General features: G+C 45.1%; 12 protein-coding genes and 1 tRNA gene. 7 read left to right on the top strand and 6 right to left on the bottom strand.

Annotated features, from left to right (window positions below; genetic code table 11):
• Positions 1 to 16: 16 nt before the first annotated feature.
• Together GS501_RS07590 and GS501_RS07595 are read right to left on the bottom strand one after the other, a co-directional pair.
• The gene (locus GS501_RS07590) at positions 17 to 322 is read right to left on the bottom strand and encodes a hypothetical protein (protein WP_160831265.1); all 306 of its coding nucleotides are present in this window, start codon (positions 320 to 322) and stop codon (positions 17 to 19) included.
• A 130-nt stretch (positions 323 to 452) separates the two neighbouring features.
• Entirely contained in the window at positions 453 to 1997 is a 1545-nt protein-coding gene (locus GS501_RS07595; RefSeq protein WP_237442471.1) for a Do family serine endopeptidase, read from the bottom strand.
• Positions 1998 to 2121: 124 nt separating this feature from the next.
• Here GS501_RS07595 and GS501_RS07600 point away from each other — a divergent pair, with 124 nt between their 5' ends.
• From GS501_RS07600 to GS501_RS07610, 4 genes are all read left to right on the top strand, one after another.
• Complete coding sequence (locus GS501_RS07600) at positions 2122 to 3267, top strand: Mrp/NBP35 family ATP-binding protein (RefSeq protein ID WP_160831267.1); 1146 nt, start codon at positions 2122 to 2124, stop codon at positions 3265 to 3267.
• Positions 3268 to 3272: 5 nt separating this feature from the next.
• Positions 3273 to 3446: a hypothetical protein gene (locus tag GS501_RS09875; RefSeq protein WP_202405351.1), complete on the top strand. Its 174-nt coding sequence runs from the start codon at positions 3273 to 3275 to the stop codon at positions 3444 to 3446.
• A gap of 67 nt (positions 3447 to 3513) precedes the next feature.
• Positions 3514 to 3588, top strand: a tRNA-Thr gene (locus GS501_RS07605).
• 360 nt (positions 3589 to 3948) lie between these two features.
• The gene (locus GS501_RS07610) at positions 3949 to 6390 is read left to right on the top strand and encodes a TonB-dependent receptor (protein WP_160831268.1); all 2442 of its coding nucleotides are present in this window, start codon (positions 3949 to 3951) and stop codon (positions 6388 to 6390) included.
• A gap of 86 nt (positions 6391 to 6476) precedes the next feature.
• Here GS501_RS07610 and GS501_RS07615 read toward each other — a convergent pair whose 3' ends face one another.
• On the bottom strand, positions 6477 to 8003 hold the full coding sequence (locus GS501_RS07615) for a glycoside hydrolase family 32 protein (RefSeq protein ID WP_237442490.1): 1527 nt from the start codon (positions 8001 to 8003) through the stop codon (positions 6477 to 6479).
• A 290-nt stretch (positions 8004 to 8293) separates the two neighbouring features.
• Positions 8294 to 8944 (bottom strand): epoxyqueuosine reductase QueH, encoded by a 651-nt coding sequence (locus GS501_RS07620; RefSeq protein WP_160831270.1) that lies wholly within the window; start codon positions 8942 to 8944, stop codon positions 8294 to 8296.
• Positions 8945 to 9267: 323 nt separating this feature from the next.
• Between GS501_RS07620 and GS501_RS07625 the strand changes: the two genes are divergently transcribed.
• Both GS501_RS07625 and GS501_RS07630 read left to right on the top strand, forming a co-directional pair.
• A complete protein-coding gene (locus tag GS501_RS07625) occupies positions 9268 to 11694 on the top strand; it encodes a TonB-dependent receptor domain-containing protein (protein WP_160831271.1) in 2427 nt (808 codons plus the stop codon).
• A gap of 116 nt (positions 11695 to 11810) precedes the next feature.
• Positions 11811 to 12500: a glutathione binding-like protein gene (locus GS501_RS07630; protein ID WP_160831272.1), complete on the top strand. Its 690-nt coding sequence runs from the start codon at positions 11811 to 11813 to the stop codon at positions 12498 to 12500.
• Positions 12501 to 12520: 20 nt separating this feature from the next.
• On the opposite strand, the gene GS501_RS07635 is transcribed toward GS501_RS07630, so the two are convergent.
• Together GS501_RS07635 and GS501_RS09985 are read right to left on the bottom strand one after the other, a co-directional pair.
• The gene (locus GS501_RS07635) at positions 12521 to 13378 is read right to left on the bottom strand and encodes a transporter (RefSeq protein ID WP_237442491.1); all 858 of its coding nucleotides are present in this window, start codon (positions 13376 to 13378) and stop codon (positions 12521 to 12523) included.
• Between the two features lie 220 nt (positions 13379 to 13598).
• Positions 13599 to 14498 carry a CPBP family intramembrane glutamic endopeptidase gene (locus GS501_RS09985; RefSeq protein WP_160831274.1) on the bottom strand — a complete coding sequence of 300 codons (900 nt, stop codon included), beginning with the start codon at positions 14496 to 14498 and terminating at the stop codon, positions 13599 to 13601.
• Between the two features lie 283 nt (positions 14499 to 14781).
• Here GS501_RS09985 and GS501_RS07645 point away from each other — a divergent pair, with 283 nt between their 5' ends.
• A complete protein-coding gene (locus GS501_RS07645) occupies positions 14782 to 16215 on the top strand; it encodes a carbohydrate porin (protein WP_160831275.1) in 1434 nt (477 codons plus the stop codon).
• Positions 16216 to 16333 lie beyond the last annotated feature (118 nt).

A 16333-nucleotide genomic window follows, 5' to 3' on the forward strand; every position in this document is an offset into this window, starting at 1 on the left:
ATACGGAGCCTCTATCCTAGCGGCCGAAAATATGCATCACCTCCTGGAAGGCGCCACCTAATATGAGGAGCCAAACAGGGATCACGCCCAGCGCACACCATAACATCCAGCGACGTGCGTATTTAAAATACAGAACCAAAGAGAGAACCGCCAACCCTGCGACAAATGGTATGACTAACACCAAAAATGTGAGTACATCTGCATCACCGGCTGGGAGAGGGTGAGAATCACTTGAAAAAGCAATTAACAAAAAGACATCATACCCTACTAAAGCAACAAATAGTATTTGAATAAAAAGCACTATAGCGATAATTTTTTTCATGAAGCCTCCTAGATTTAGGTAACGTAAATCTCTTTCTCTTATGTATTCAATACAAAGAAATGACCTCCACCAAAATCAAGATATTGATCAAAAATCTCTCTATTATCTATAGGCTTTATTCATACAACACTCACCGAGTTTCAAACGGTAATGGAACCCATCTCAAGCCATCCGCATCTTGCACGAGCAACAACACTTCATTTTTCTTCATGGCCTGAGCATGCTGCAGCTCATGTTCAAAAGCATCAGGAGTGTCAACCTCATTTTCGCCCACTTGTACGATAACATTACCCTCGACAATGCCACGAGACGCCGCCGTTCCATCCTCATATACGCGGCTCACCAAGACTCCTCTTTGACTATCCGATAGAGCGTATTGAGTGCGCGCATCGGCATCAATGACGTGCACTTCGAGGCCAACATTTCCTACCGTTCGGCGGGAATGTTCTGGTGGGTGCGTATCAGAAGACATGGGAGCTGGTTCATTCGGTGATTTACCTAAGACCACAGACACCACTTTGTGACTTCCACGATGCCAAACATCCAGCTGTATTGTTTGACCAGGCTCATGCGCAGCGACAAGACGTGGCATCGTCTGACCTGTCACTAGCTGGCCATCAATACGCGTGATAATATCCCCAACGTCTAATCCGGCTTTAGAGGCAGGGCCTCCCTCTTTCACATTAGACAGAATAGCCCCCTCTCCAAGCTGGCCATCCTCTTTATGAAAATCCAAATCAGCTGCTATATTGCGTGTCACATCCTGAAAATTAACACCGAGCCAACCGCGCTTTACAAATCCATTCCGTCGCAATTGATCAATAATCCCGCGTGCATCATCGGAAGGAATAGCAAAACCAATTCCAATCGAGTCCCCTCCTGACCCACCATAAATCAGAGTATTAATTCCTATGACCTCTCCTTTCACATTGAAGAGTGGTCCACCGGAATTCCCTCTATTAATGGCAGCATCGGTTTGAATAAAATCATCATACAAACCATGCTCGACATTGCGTTTTCGTGACGAAATAATACCGGCTGTCACGGTGCCACTCAAACCGAATGGATTACCAATCGCGAGTACCCATTCCCCAATACGAGCCTGATCGCTATGCCCAAGCGGAACAAACGGAAGAGGATGAGACGACTTTACCTGAAGTACAGCAAGGTCAACCTCGCTATCCCGCCCAACAATCTGCGCAGGCATCTCTGTCCCATCATTCAGCACCACAGTAACTTGCTGCGCTTTGTCAATGACATGGTTATTCGTCACAACAACACCAGAAGGGTCTATGATGAAACCTGACCCCAATGCTTGCACCTGACGTGTCGGCGCACCATCACTCCGCTTATGTTTTAAATAATTATGGAAAAACTTATCCAACGGCGATCCTTTGGGATAAGGCGCCGTTTGTGATCCTCCTGGAGCACTTTCATCTGGCCCGTCATGATCTTCTTTTTCAGGCCGGATGATGCTTGAAACAGAAATATTGACGACGGCCGGCAAAAGACGTTCCGTCAAATCAGCAAACCCCGCGAGGGTCACTCCTGCCTTTGACGCTTGAACAGGAACGGAAGGAGACGACACCACGCTCCCGCCATCAGCCAAGGCTGATCCTGGAAAAGAAATAAGTGCTGCCCAATAAGCAACACGGAGAGAGATAAAACGGGACATGAATCGGCTCATATAATTAATCTAGCGCACCAATCAGGTGACGTCATCCTCCCCCTTTTCACCCGTTCAACGTGACTTATGTTATAGATGACTATCCATACGCTTCCGTTAGAAACGATTATACATGACTCATACCCCTCTTTCCGACCTCCAGCACCATATCGCTAACGTTTTGGATGAGCAGAAACTCTCATCACTCGCCCAGTTAGACAGTCTCACTGTGAAGGATGGTCATGCCCACATTGTGCTCAAAACAACACCACAAGCGGCCGAAAAGATTTCTTCTCTGCGTACAGTCCTCGAAAAAGCTATTTCCTTGCATGATGCTGTGAAAGAAGTGTCCATCACTATGACACGCCATCACGCTACGCCCGCGGCCCCCAAACAAGTAATGGCTGCGCAAAAAGCCCCTCATCGCCCCTTAAATTTAGCTGGGAACACAACAACACAACAAAAAACATCGCATCATAAAACGCTATCGCCGGAACAATTTCTTCCTCACGTTAAAGCTGTGATTGCTGTTGCTTCCGGTAAAGGCGGGGTCGGAAAATCAACAACCGCCATTAACCTGGCCTGCGGTCTAGCCAAGAGCGGTTTGAAAACTGGTCTTTTGGATGCCGATGTCCACGGCCCTTCATTACCCCATATGCTCGGGAAAAATCAGCGCCCTACGGTCATTGATAGAAAATTACATCCCGTTGAATCCTGGGGTCTCCAGACAATGTCCATTGGTTACCTCGTGGATGAAAAAGAAGCCATGATTTGGCGCGGCCCTATGGTCATGGGGGCTCTCATTCAATTCATGAACGAAGTTGAATGGGGTGAGCTCGACGTTCTGGTTGTCGATATGCCTCCCGGCACAGGAGACGCTCAACTCACACTGACACAAAAACTTGGAAGTAAACTACAACGAGGTGGTGCCATCATCGTCTCGACCCCACAAGATATTGCCTTACTCGATGCACGACGCGGGGCAACATTATTTGAAAAAACACACACGCCTATTTTAGGCCTCGTGGAAAATATGTCTTACTTCTGCTGCCCTAACTGCCAAACTCGCACAGAACTTTTTGGCCATGGAGGGGCACGTCAAGAAGCGGAGCGCCTTAACCTTCCTTTTTTAGGTGAAATACCTCTTCTTCGTGATATTCGCTTGAGTGCTGACGACGGCACGCCACTCATTGTCAGCGCTCCAGAAAGTGAGGGAGCCCATGCCTATCAGGCTATTGCCAACACCATTGCCACTCATCTGAAAAACGGGAGAATTTAACAGCCATGCATCGTTATGTTTTACTGCCTGTAATCGCTTTGTCTCTCTTCCTGACGGGATGCGCTACCCATAAAGTGCATCACCCAGGACTGTCATCTGACGGATATGGCTTCGTCAAAAACGGCCCAACTCTCTCACCACCTGAGCATCTTTTACAACCTGTACCGCCTCACCAATAAATAATTTTCTGTTTTAATGACTTTTCCTCTTGATTCCTGGAGCAGGAAATGAGATTTTCCCGCTCGCGCCGGGTTAGCACAGTGGTAGTGCAGCGGTTTTGTAAACCGAAGGTCGGGGGTTCAAATCCCTCACCCGGCACCACTCCAAATCAGACAGCTGGGCAAGCATACTGCTCATGACAAAAAGGGCCTTTCCCGCATAGCCCCTTTCCTCACATATGTAATCGTGACGGCATAAAGTATCACCTCTCGCAAGATACTCTCTCCCTAAAAAATGATGCGTCGCATGCTTACAGCATGTTCGAGACGCTTTCACTTGCGCCTACGTGCACTCCCTTATTAATCCCGAACGGATTACCTTCATACTACCAGATAAAAATGTGCTTTTTAGGACACATTTTTTATTCAACGTCAACTTTTGTGAATTATCTATTTTTCACTTATAAATAATGTAGTTTACTGAAATAACGATTTTTTATGTCGGTTTCGGAGATAGAGCTTCATGATTCCTCGTTATCGCTCAGTATGGATAGGATGGATTCTCGGGAGCGCCTCTCTTGTTCCCTTCTCTTCATCGTGGGCAGCAGCACGCCCTTCGCACCACCATGCTCCACTCAAAAAACATTCAACCCGACACAAAGCACATCCTGTCACATCTCATAGTCGTGAAACCCTTGCTGTGACAGGCCACCGAAGACAATACGGTTCTCAAACGACTCTTTCACATAAGTTAATGGATCAACAAGTTCCTGGAACAAATCCGCTTAAAACCCTGGCCCAACTCCCCGGAATCCAGTTCCAATCGGATGATCCCCAGGGGTTAGATACCTATTCCAACCAACTTTACATGCATGGTTTCACGCAAAATGACATTGGAATGACCCTTGATGGAATTCCTCTCGGAGAGCCAACATTTCGAAACTATAATGGTCTTAGCGCCCTGCAAGCTATTTCATCTGAAAATGTCGAACGCCTTGATGTTACCCAAAGTGCCGGTGCAGAAAGCACACCCAGCACCAATAATTTAGGAGGTTCTATCGCTTATATCTCTTCTGCACCACGTAATAAGGCAGGAGGTACCATCGTCCAAACGTTTGGAAGTAATTCACTCTACCACTCATTCTTTCGTTTCGATTCAGGAAAACTCAATAAAACTGGTACGAAATTTTTCGTTTCTTATATGCGTAACCAAGGCGAAAAATGGAAAGGCGGGGGAGATCAATTTGTCCAGCAAGTGAATGCCAAACTTGTTCAACCGCTCAACGATCATAGCCAAATCAGCGCGTTCTTCGATTGGGATGCTCTACAAATGGTCAATTATCAAGATTATACCCCTAATTGGCTCAAAAATAATGGCTCTAAACTTGATAATTTTTATGGCCTTCCCAATGCGTGGAATAATGCTTACCAAGCCTCACAAGGTATTTTCCCTCCCTCATATAAAGGGATTACAGACCCTAAGGATGTCTCTTATTACGATAGTACAGCCTCTTCGGGGGATGTCTTTGGCGGCATAACTGCCGACATTGCCTTAACGCAAAAACTTCGTTGGAAAACGACTTTCTACGGGCATGAAGAAACAGGGCATGGTACCTATGCAAACCCCTACGCATGCAGCGACGCCTCAGCATCCCCCTGCCCACAGCAAGACGATACTGTTCAGCTCAACGGGGGGAGAATTTTCGAACAAGTCCGCAAGCCTTATGTTCGACGTTTTGGCGGCCTGACCTCACTTGATTACCACATTGCCCATCACGCACTTTCCGTCGGCCTTTGGTATGAAAACAACCACTACACAACGTATGAATATGCGTACCAACAACCTCTCCCTGGAGAAGGAGCACCGCTCAACCCATTTGGCAGTTTTAGAGGCGTCCCTCGACGCACTTTATGGGGCCAAGAATATAACACCAATACCTTCACAGCTTTTGTGCAAGATACCTATCACCCATTCGCCTCATTGGCACTTCATGCGGGCTTCAAATCAATTCTCAATACAACACGTGTTGGCGATGCAAGTAATTGGGCACTACGGTTCCCCGCACAAGCCAGCAGTGAAAGCCTTACCACAGCGAAAGCCTTTCTACCCCATTTGAGCGCTGATTGGTTCTTCCTAAAACACCACGAACTTTTTGTGGATATTTCAGAGAATGTCCACGCTTATCCTCAATCCGGCTATAATTCGAGTAACTCACCATTTGCCGTTTCTCAGGCTGCCTATAATGCCTCGAAAAATACTCTTAAACCCGAAACAGCCTGGACCTTCGCGGGGGGATATCGCTACACATCCTCTCTCATTCAAGCGAGTTTATATCTCTATCGCACCAATTTTAATAATCGCCTTCAACAGATTTTGGCATCAACTGGAGCAGGCTCCCTCCTCACCAACAACACAACGACTGTTCGAAATGTTGGCAGCGTCACCATGAATGGCGTCGATGCAGGTCTTACCATTTCACCCATTGAAGGGCTCTCGCTCTTTAATAGCTTCAGCTATAATAAATCTTCTTATGACCAAAATATACAAAATGGAAATACGCTCTATCATACAAAAGGGCAACAAGTCGTTGGCTATCCTATTTTTATGTATAAAGCACGCTTATCCTATGAATGGCGCAACTGGCAGGCTTTCATAGATGCGCAATATTACAGTCGCCGTAGTTTCTCTTACGTTGGTGATTATAAGATTCCATCGTATTGGATGAGTGATCTCGGCATTTCCTATACACTTCACGATGTACATTTAGGCTTGCTCAAAGATGCCTCTATTCATCGTCTGATTTTCTCATTCAATATATACAATCTCGCAAACACAAAATATGCTTCTACCATGGGTCAAAACGGTTATACGATGGATAATTCCGGGGGTGCCGCTTTTAACAACCAATCCATTCTTCTTGGTAATCCACGCCAATTCTTTGGTTCAATTAAAGCTGAATTTTAACGATCCAATAAAAAACCTTCTCTTATGAATAAGAGAAGGTTTTACACCCTACCAACAATCATCTCTCAAAAAGAGATACTGCGCCCCTATAAAAACTCTCGTCCTTTAACAGTTGTTTTCAGGGCATGAACTTGGAATTTCTTAACGTCTAATGCCAATTGAGAAGACCGTAGCGTCAAACGATCCAATGGTTGTTTCGGGAAAATAAGGCATGTGCCAACGCCGGCACCGTCATTTAGGTAGACCTCTAATGTACACCCATCGAGAATAATTTGTACCTCAACCCCCTTACTATCACGTGGTAACGAGGCTGCAAATTTGTCTGTAAAGGTATGATTAGAAAAACCTTCTAATCCACCACGATCAATCCAAAAACTCTTCGTCTGGCGCTGATATCCCAAACTGAGAATTTCACCTTCTTTATTAGAAAACTCAATTTCAAACCAACCATTCGGTTCTACCGAATACATCACATCAACCGCTAAACGTACATCAATAGCGGCATCCGTTGGAATAGAAAGTGATTGTTCACTCTTCTTTTCATATTCCGTGTGAAACTGGGATGACACCAATACTGTCGAAATCAACGAGTCAATCCCGATAGGACGCTGAATCAATATCGGGAGGCCAATTTCATTGCGCCGTAAATGAAATTCACGCGGCAATGTCATGACACCCGTCCAGTTTTTAGGAGGCTGGAAAAAGCAATATTGCCAATTCCCGAACCACGATATCCCACATTTTAGACCATCAGGCGCATCATTAAAGATCTGAACCGCGTAAGAATCTTTGGCAAAGTCTGTAAAACCCATCACGCTATTATCTGGCGTGAAGGTACGACCATCAAACGACCCTACAAAATATTGGGTAGAACTCCCACCTTGGGGAGAGCCAGGATTGAGAGAAATGAACAATACCCACTTCTTAGTCTTTTCACCCTCAATTTCCAGCTCAACCAAGTTGGGGCACTCAAATTCAACCCCCAAATCCCCAGCTGGCCCGAAAACACTCAAAAGCTCCCACTTAATCAGATCGGTCGAGCCATAAAAAAGCACTTGATGTTTGTAAGCAGATGCTAACACAAGAACCCACATTTTCGTCGGTTCATGCCAAAAAACCTGAGGATCACGCGTATCTGGATCCTTCAGATCGAGCACGGGATTATGAGCAAAATCCTCATAATGGTCCCCATCATCCCCACTCCACGCAGCGTGAATCACGGACGTATGATCTTTACGGATGGAACGATTATCGCGCGTGTAAAGCGCTACAAGACCACCTGCCATTTTGTCAGGGGATGCTGGACTTTTCCCTGATGGGAAAAGAGAAGAAATATTTTGCCGATCCATGACGACACTGCCTGTAAAGGCCATGCCCTTCTCATCACTATTAACAATAGCGTGCTCTCTATCTTCCCATTGATAAAGATCCGGACTAACCGCGTGGCCCCAATCAACCTCGTTAAGTAGGTTATGCATTGGCCTAAATTGATAATAGAGATGATATAATTTCCCATCATAAACGAGACCACATGGATCATTTATGAACCCAACTGATGGGCTAAAATGAATGTGCGGACGGTAAAGCCGCTCGTAAAAATCATCTTTTTCCATTTTTGACACGGATGTAGTCCCTCATGATGGTTTTGCTATACCCAACGCCAGTGACGTAGAAGCGGGCGTTAAATCCGAAGCCTCTTCATGTGACCTCACTTCTACACACAGATACCTCATCGACAGAGCATAAAAAGAAAGGAGCACGCCTCCACGAGCAGTTATGGATATTCCAATAGCAACTCATCTCCCTGCCGTGACTATTTATGATAATCATGGCTTATTTCTGGCCGTGAGGTATCCTGAGGAAAGAACCAATTAAAAATTTATAGTAAACAGTCTGCTATATTTTAATCTTTTCCATAAAATTCTTTCCCTAACTCAATCGCTGGACGTCCATGCGACCGTCTATGGATGTTGGCGTCTCGTAAAGAATAAGCGCAGCCACAATATTCCTGCTTATAAAACTGTTCGCGCTTACTAATCTCGATCATGCGCGCCGAACCACCTTTTTTACGCCAGTTAAACTCCCAATAACTCATCCCCTCATAAGGGGCAGCAGCACGTCGGCCACAATCATTAATCTGTTCCATATTTTTCCAACGTGAGATTCCTAAAGAACTCGTGATCACCGGAAAATCATGTTCATGGGCATAAAGAGCGGTTCGTTCAAAACGCATATCAAAGCACATGGTGCATCTGACACCACGTTCGGGTTCCCATTCCATCCCTTTGGCACGCTCAAACCAATTATCCCGATCATAATCAGCATCAACAAATGGGATATTATGCTTTTCTGCAAAGCGAATATTCTCTTCTTTACGCAGAAGATATTCCCGTTCTGGATGGATATTCGGATTATAGAAAAAAATCGTATAATCAATCCCAGACGAGGTCATCGCTTCCATGACCTCACCAGAACATGGCGCACAACAAGAGTGCAATAAAACCTTCTTATGCCCACCCGGTGGCGTTAGCACGGGGCGTTCATGATCGTTCATTCGATTATCTCCCTGATACATATTCCCCCTTTTACCAAAAAAACAGCCTCTCAAACTATCTCTATTTAATTTTATTCTTATATTTTGTCTGATTATCGTATGAAGCAGACAGACACGAATTCGCTCGATGAATCCAAAATCTCATTGAGAGAAAATTATTTATATCAAATCGAAATTTCTGTTTGCATTGAATGCCAAATTTATATGATATCATTTCTTATTCGATATGAAATGAACGACCTGTTTTTTAAGTTCATCTCACTAATCACAGGAGAATTATGTCCTACCCTTATTAAAACAACGACCTATATGGAGAGTGCCGCATGTTTTACGAAAAAAAATTCACTATCCTTTCAGGCATAGCATTTCTTTCCATATCCTTCCCTCTACACGCCTTAGCAAAAGGCCCCATCAGACACCGTCCCCATCTCCATCATACATTCCACCCACCATCACATCCACCACACCCGCATGTACATCACTCCCTTAATGCTCACACAACAGAAAGCCTCAGTGTACATAGCCGACACCCTACCTCTCACGGCGCAACAGAAGTGATAACGCGCGCAACACTCAATCAATTCGTTACAGGAACAAACCCTTTACAAGTACTTGCCCTGACGACACCCGGTGCCAATTTTGCGTCTGATGATGCTCTTGGCTTAGATACCGTTGCTAATACACTTTATGTCCGTGGCTTTAACCAAACCCAACTCGGGATGTCCCTAGACGGCATTCCCCTAGGAGGGCAAGGATTTCACGATTGGAATGGCCTGGGCATCGAGCAAGCTGAGATACAAGAAAATATCAGCAGCCTGACTATGTCACAGGGTGCTGGAGCTTTGGACATCCCATCGGCTCAAACCCTGGGAGGCGCCTTAACCTTCACATCAAGCGATCCTAAAAAGAAAACAGGCGGTCAACTGAGCCAGATGTTTGGCAGCTATCATGGTTTCCGTACTTTTGTTCGTGCAGACAGCGGTGAACTCAATCGCAGCGGTACAAAATTTTACGTAGCTTACGCCCGTACGGCACAAAATCTCTGGAAGGGATATGGCTACCAACAAGAGCAACAAGTAAATGCCAAATTCGTACAGCCCATAAACAACGCAGGGAAAATCACGGCTATCTTTGATTATTCCATCATGCCTGAATATAATTATCTGGGCCTTACAAAAAATATGTGGCGACGATTAGGGCGCAACACAACATACTTAAAGCCCGATTATGCACGCGCTAAAAACTACGCTTACTATGCCCAAAATGGCGGCGTTCCACCGGAATATGCGGGAATTTTAACCAATGATGAAATCAGTGATTTCGCTTACGACGGGACCCAAACACAAGAAAATATCCTAACCGCTCTTACCGGAGACTTCCATATCGCCTCGTGGCTAGATTCTAAAACAATCGCTTATGCCCATCTTTCAGGGGGGCGTTATAACCAAACAGACCCTAATCTCATCTCCCCCACTAGCGGGGTCGATATGGCTATGGAAAGCGGGAAGCCCAACGCACGCCGCATTGGATTTGTACAAAACTTCTCAATCCACGCTCCCTACCATAACGAAATAAAAACAGGAGTTTGGTATGAGAACGACCATTTTAGCTACCCACTCTATGTCTATGAGGATGGCGTCAACCAACCCCACTCTTCGATCCATTTTCACGGTGGGAATGGAGAAAAATGGTTCACCGATGCCTTCAATACCAATACATTTCAATTCTATCTTCAAGATACTTACAGAATATTCCGTGGGTTAAGCGTAAATGCAGGATTCCGTTCACTCGTACAAACAACACATGGAGGGAATACATTTGACAACACTGCCGGCCTCTCTTCCCAGGGATGGAATACATATTACCTTCATCCTGCCTCTGGCAATTTAACCGCATCAAACGCATTTTTACCCCATGTTGGATTAGATTATAAATTTCTCCTTCATCATGAATTTTACATTGATATCGCTGAGAACATGCGTGCCTATGACTATTCACATCAATTTTCCAGCGGAACTCCATGGACGAAATTAGGGAGCGCTCAAAATTCCGCTCAATCCGTATTTAACGCCAATAAAAATACGCTACGTCCAGAGCGTACATGGAATTATGTCGTCGGATACCGTTTCAACAGCCACTTCTTTTCAGGAAGTATCGATTATTATCATACAGATTATTACAATCGTTTAGCTGCCATCACGACTGGCACCACAGGTGCCAATACATATGGTATTTTTTCCAATATTGGTCGTGAAACCATGGATGGTATTGATGTCGCCGGGACCATACGCCCTCTCCCCGGCCTTGCAATTACCAACAGCTTCAGTTGGAACAACGCAAAATATCAATACTCAAAACTTTTGCACGATAGCTACAGTAACAGAGATGTTAGTATAAAAGGAAAATTCCAAGTATATTACCCAAGATTTATGTATAAAGCGAACGTGAACTATACGATCGGTCATGCAAGTTTTAATTTTAATACAACATATACAAGTGTTCGCTATATGACTTACACCAATGATAATAAAATTCCTGCTTATTGGAGCTCAAGCCTAACAGCTAGTTACGATTTCGGGAAAATAGGATACGTACAAAATTTCAAAACATCATTCGGGATCACAAACCTCTTTAATCAAAACTATATTGGCGGAATTTATGGTGCTGCCTCATTAACAGGAGACGACAACGCAAATCTTTATGTGGCCGCACCCCGACAATTCTTCGGCACAATAACGGCTCAATTCTAGACGTATAAAACTGACATCTATTCTCTCCATTGCGAGATAAACCCATTCCCCTCTACCCTGATCCTGTCTTGAAAAAGACAGACAGGATCAGGAGCTCAAGAGGAGTCCATATCTCCATGATTGATCTTTATTTTTGGCCAACACCTAATGGTCACAAAATCACACTTTTCCTCGAAGAAGCTGGCGTGGATTATCGTTTCCACCCCATCAATATCAGCGCGGGTGACCAATTCTCCCCCGATTTTCTTAAAATTTCCCCCAACAACCGAATTCCAGCCATCGTGGATCATGACCCTCAAGATGGTGGGGAACCCATTAGTATTTTTGAATCTGGCGCTATTCTACTCTACCTGGCAGAGAAAACAGGGCTATTCCTCTCCCATGATCTCCGTTTGCGGCAAGCAACACTTGAATGGCTTTTCTGGCAAGTCGGTGGGCTGGGGCCTATGGCGGGTCAAAACCATCATTTCAATATCTATGCGCCCACCAAAATACCTTATGCTATGGAGCGCTATATCAATGAAACAAACCGCCTCTATGGCGTCATAAACAATCGACTCAAAGACCATTCTTTCCTTGCTGGAGAGAACTATAGCATCGCTGATATGGCATGTTATCCTTGGGTTACCTATTGGTATGTACAGCACCAAGACATCCGAGAATTCCCTCATCTCGCCCGATGGTTATGCGCTATTGAACAACGCCCGGCCACACAACGCGCCTATGAAAAAGGCAACAACGTTTCCTCTCAACCGGCCGTTACCGAAAAAGGTAAAAGTGTTCTCTTCGGTCAAAAAGCTCGTTAACCCATTCTCGCTTTTCGTCATCACTGCCAAAGATAAACAAACTTGACGTAATACGCATCAGTCTCTGGCGTATTACGTCCCTCAACAGAATGCGAATAACGCGCTGTCAGGGAAATATGCTTATTAAGCGTCCACATAGCTCCAACGCCTAAGGCCGCTTCACGACTGTTGGAATCCTTCACAGAATGACCCAATGTATTGTCGTAAAGTCCCCCGACATTTTGCCAGTCAAACGCCAGAAATGGCTCTAATGAACGCGTTGCTTTCCAGCCAAAACGTAGATTTGTAAAGAAAACATTGCCTGGCTTATACGAATGCTGATTTCTTACATGTTTTGTTGATGCAACGACAGCTCCCAAGTCACCGTCAAAACTAAAATGTGTCCACTCATAATCGAACATAAAGCTAGAAAGGTTAGACCAATAATTGCTTGATAAGGTATCACGCGTCCCACGAGGCGTAATCATAAATGTCTGAATACCAAAGGTACTATTCTTTGTCGGTTTTATCCATGCAGCAGGACCAATCGTTGCTCCGCCCAACCCCCCATAGTTTTTACCATTTGCCAACACATAACTCTCAGACTGAATTACCTCAAAAGCAAACCCTACGTGCGGGATAGCATCGAAACTGCGAAAATGGACATATTTACTTGATCCAGCCCATGTATGGCTTCCACCATGCCCCCGCCGCGCGCCATGACTATCGTAAACAGAGCCCGCCGCATTTCCATCCCCATATTGTACAAACACATTGAAAGGCTTAAAATCTACGGGAAGGTCATACTCATGAGGGCCTATAATCGCTAAGCTAATGTCTGAAGCCTGTGCTGAACAAAAGAATACACTCCCCGATATCGCTGCCATCATAGTGACCATGAAGAACGATGAAATTCGGGGCATACCCAGTACTCCAGCCCGCACCTCCCTTGGGAGGCACAACTCCGGAAATCTCCCACCCTGCGATTACACAGCTAAGGGAGATTTTTCCGACCTTACGGCAGAGTATTCTATCCAATAAAAATGCAACGAATAGTCTATACGCAATCATGATTATGAAATAAATATTTACAATATATAAGTAAAAAACTGGACTTAACTAGTACCCTAATATTTTCTTCGGCTTACGTAATAACAAAAAAGTGATCACAACAAACAAGAGAAAACAAAGGGCACTCGCCTCTGGGCCATCACTACCTCCCGTTATCCAATAAGGGCCTGTTGTTTCAACACGCAATAATGCTCCTGCTGCTGCATGCCCGCTATCATTAACACCAAATAAAGCACTTTGTGTCCAATCCCACGCAGCATGAAATCCTATAGGAAATGCCATGCTGCCCGTACGCCATAACATCATACAAAACACAAAACCCGCTATCCCTGCTTCCACAGCTCCCCATAATGGGGTCCCACCTGGTAAATGAATGGCTCCAAACAAAATAGAGGTCACAATAGACGCAACCCAAAAGCCAAACACTCTATTTAACTGATGGTGAAAATAGCCACGGAACATACTCTCCTCCGTCGCACCAACGATAAGAAAAGTTACGGCATACTCGCACAGATGCACTACCCCCTTCCCGAAGGACGGCGCAGCGATGTGGAAATGATAACCTCCTAAAGCCCAGATGAATCCAATAAGAAATGTAGCACAGCCTAGGCCCCAGAGAATGCCGTTAATAACGTGAGTGCACCATCTTTTGTCATAGAGATTCATTTGTCGCACAAAGCGCACTCTCCATGGGAGACCGTGCAAATCTTGTTTCACTACTCCTGTCAAACAAGCACCAGCCAAAAAAACAGCTAAAAGCTGAGATGTTTCCTCAGGAATTGGCCCTAATGGTGTCAAAAAAATATGAGGACCATCTCCACGTGTTATGCTGGTAATAAATGGAAAACGCAGTGTGAGCATGACGAATAGCGTACTGAGTACCAACACAATTACGATAAAAATAACGCAACACACGCACGCCCACACATAACGCCCCCAAGCACCCACTATATTTTCCTCCGCCCTGTTTCGAAGCAACGTCCTAAAAGAGTATCTCTACTCTTCTCAAGAAACTTACAGAATAAGACAGTACTATGATGAATATTGACAAAAACCCGCAATGTAAGGAGCTTTTCGCAAACTTCTCAATGATCCATATCAAAGAGTTAGGCTTTTGCACTATATATTATTAAATTATAATTTAATTTATTGAATCTGCATTTTTTCTTCCTAAAAATTCCGCTTTTTCAAATATTTTCTGCTAGGAGGGAAATGTGTCTGGGGGAAGGATATGCTTAGAAAACTGTACACCGGCCTTATCTGTATCTCTTTGCTCACATTGATCCCGCTATCCGCTCATGCGCAGGTGCTTGACCGTATCATCGGAAATGAGCCCTATGAACGCGTCGACACCCCCTTACCTCTGCATGATACATTTGTGACGTCTGTACCGCCTTTCGCGCGTCCTGAAGCTTTATTCCCACACGGGTTTGGAATGACGGACTGGTTGCGCGACCGCGGAATTGCCTTACTCCTTGATAACACAAACGAATTCGCTGGAGCCATTACGAAGCCCACCAAAGGTTTCCATTACAAACAAGGCGCCAGTAACGCTGGCCAATATGCTGTATCTCTCAACGTAAATTGGGAAAAAATTATTGGTCTCCGTGGCTTCTCAACACACAGCATCTTTGTCGGGCGCTATGGCACAACGGCGAACCGTATGTTCGGTGATTGGCTTAATCATGCGTCAGAAGATTATGGCGGTGGTGGAAATGTCGTTGTCCACCTTGTTATGGCCTACGGAGAAGAAACACTTTTAGGTGGACGCATCGCTATTGCCGGCGGGCGCATGTCTGAAATGTCTGACTTCCAGAACAGTCCACTCTTTTGTAACTTCCAGAATGGCAGCATCTGCGGGCGCCCCAAAGCTGCAACCGATAGCGCCTTTACCAGCGGCTACCCTTCCGCTGTATGGGCTGGTCGTATTCGCGTACGTCCATGGCGACTCATCTATATCCAAAGCGCTATTTATGCAGGGGAAGAAGGCGTCTACAAAAACATCAATCAACACCGCTCAGGCTTTAAATTTAACGCTAATCATATCACTGGGTTCCGCCTTCCTTTTGAAGTCGGCTTCGAACCTACTTTTAACCACAACTATCCTGGCCATATCAAACTTGGCGGTGTCCTTATGACAGCACCTAGCCCAGATAACTATTTTGATCGTGACGGTCGTCCCTACGCGCTTTACTCCCAAACACCCCGTACTCATCATGATGGCTACGGTGCCTGGCTTATGGCTGATCAGCAGATATCACACCATTATCACGACCCAAAACGCGGCATCACCGTGCTAGGTGGGTTTCTTTATAATGACAAACGAATCGCCTTACGTCAGTGGGAAGTATATGGTGCCGTGATTGATCGTGGTATTTTTCGTTCTCGCCCATATGATACGCTGGGTGTTGCTTTCACCTACGAGCAAATGCCAACACGCCTACAACGTACGGAAGAAATTCTCCTCTCACGCCATCATTCGTTACCGAACCACGCAACCGGAATCCAACGAAATGCCAGCGTATTAGAAGTCAATTACGCCATTCACGTCATGCGGGGTGTTATTTTTCAACCTTTGATGGAATATTATTTCCGTCCTAACGGACAAGGAAATCTTAAAGATGCAGCACTCTTTGGCTTCAAAAGCCATATCGAAATCTTTTGACAGACCGTTACCCTATATCTTTTAGAAATAAGCTTACTGGCAGACTTAAATGTCACATTGAGATTACGTTTTACTCATCCCCCCTCTAGGCTTTAAGAAAAAGACACTCCACAATAGG

Origin of the sequence: Saccharibacter sp. 17.LH.SD, from assembly GCF_009834805.1 — a bacterium.
In the GTDB taxonomy this organism is placed as follows: Bacteria; Pseudomonadota; Alphaproteobacteria; order Acetobacterales; family Acetobacteraceae; genus Saccharibacter.

Coding starts and splice junctions, on each gene's coding strand:
- GS501_RS07600 (WP_160831267.1), top strand. CDS start 2,122: ATGACTCATACCCCTCTTTCCGACCTCCAGCACCATATCGCTAACGTT.
- GS501_RS07625 (WP_160831271.1), top strand. CDS start 9,268: ATGTTTTACGAAAAAAAATTCACTATCCTTTCAGGCATAGCATTTCTT.
- GS501_RS07630 (WP_160831272.1), top strand. CDS start 11,811: ATGATTGATCTTTATTTTTGGCCAACACCTAATGGTCACAAAATCACA.
- GS501_RS07645 (WP_160831275.1), top strand. CDS start 14,782: ATGCTTAGAAAACTGTACACCGGCCTTATCTGTATCTCTTTGCTCACA.
- GS501_RS07615 (WP_237442490.1), bottom strand. CDS start 8,003: ATGGAAAAAGATGATTTTTACGAGCGGCTTTACCGTCCGCACATTCAT.
- GS501_RS07635 (WP_237442491.1), bottom strand. CDS start 13,378: ATGGTCACTATGATGGCAGCGATATCGGGGAGTGTATTCTTTTGTTCA.
- GS501_RS09875 (WP_202405351.1), top strand. CDS start 3,273: ATGCATCGTTATGTTTTACTGCCTGTAATCGCTTTGTCTCTCTTCCTG.
- GS501_RS07620 (WP_160831270.1), bottom strand. CDS start 8,944: ATGAACGATCATGAACGCCCCGTGCTAACGCCACCGGGTGGGCATAAG.
- GS501_RS07590 (WP_160831265.1), bottom strand. CDS start 322: ATGAAAAAAATTATCGCTATAGTGCTTTTTATTCAAATACTATTTGTT.
- GS501_RS07595 (WP_237442471.1), bottom strand. CDS start 1,997: ATGTCCCGTTTTATCTCTCTCCGTGTTGCTTATTGGGCAGCACTTATT.
- GS501_RS07610 (WP_160831268.1), top strand. CDS start 3,949: ATGATTCCTCGTTATCGCTCAGTATGGATAGGATGGATTCTCGGGAGC.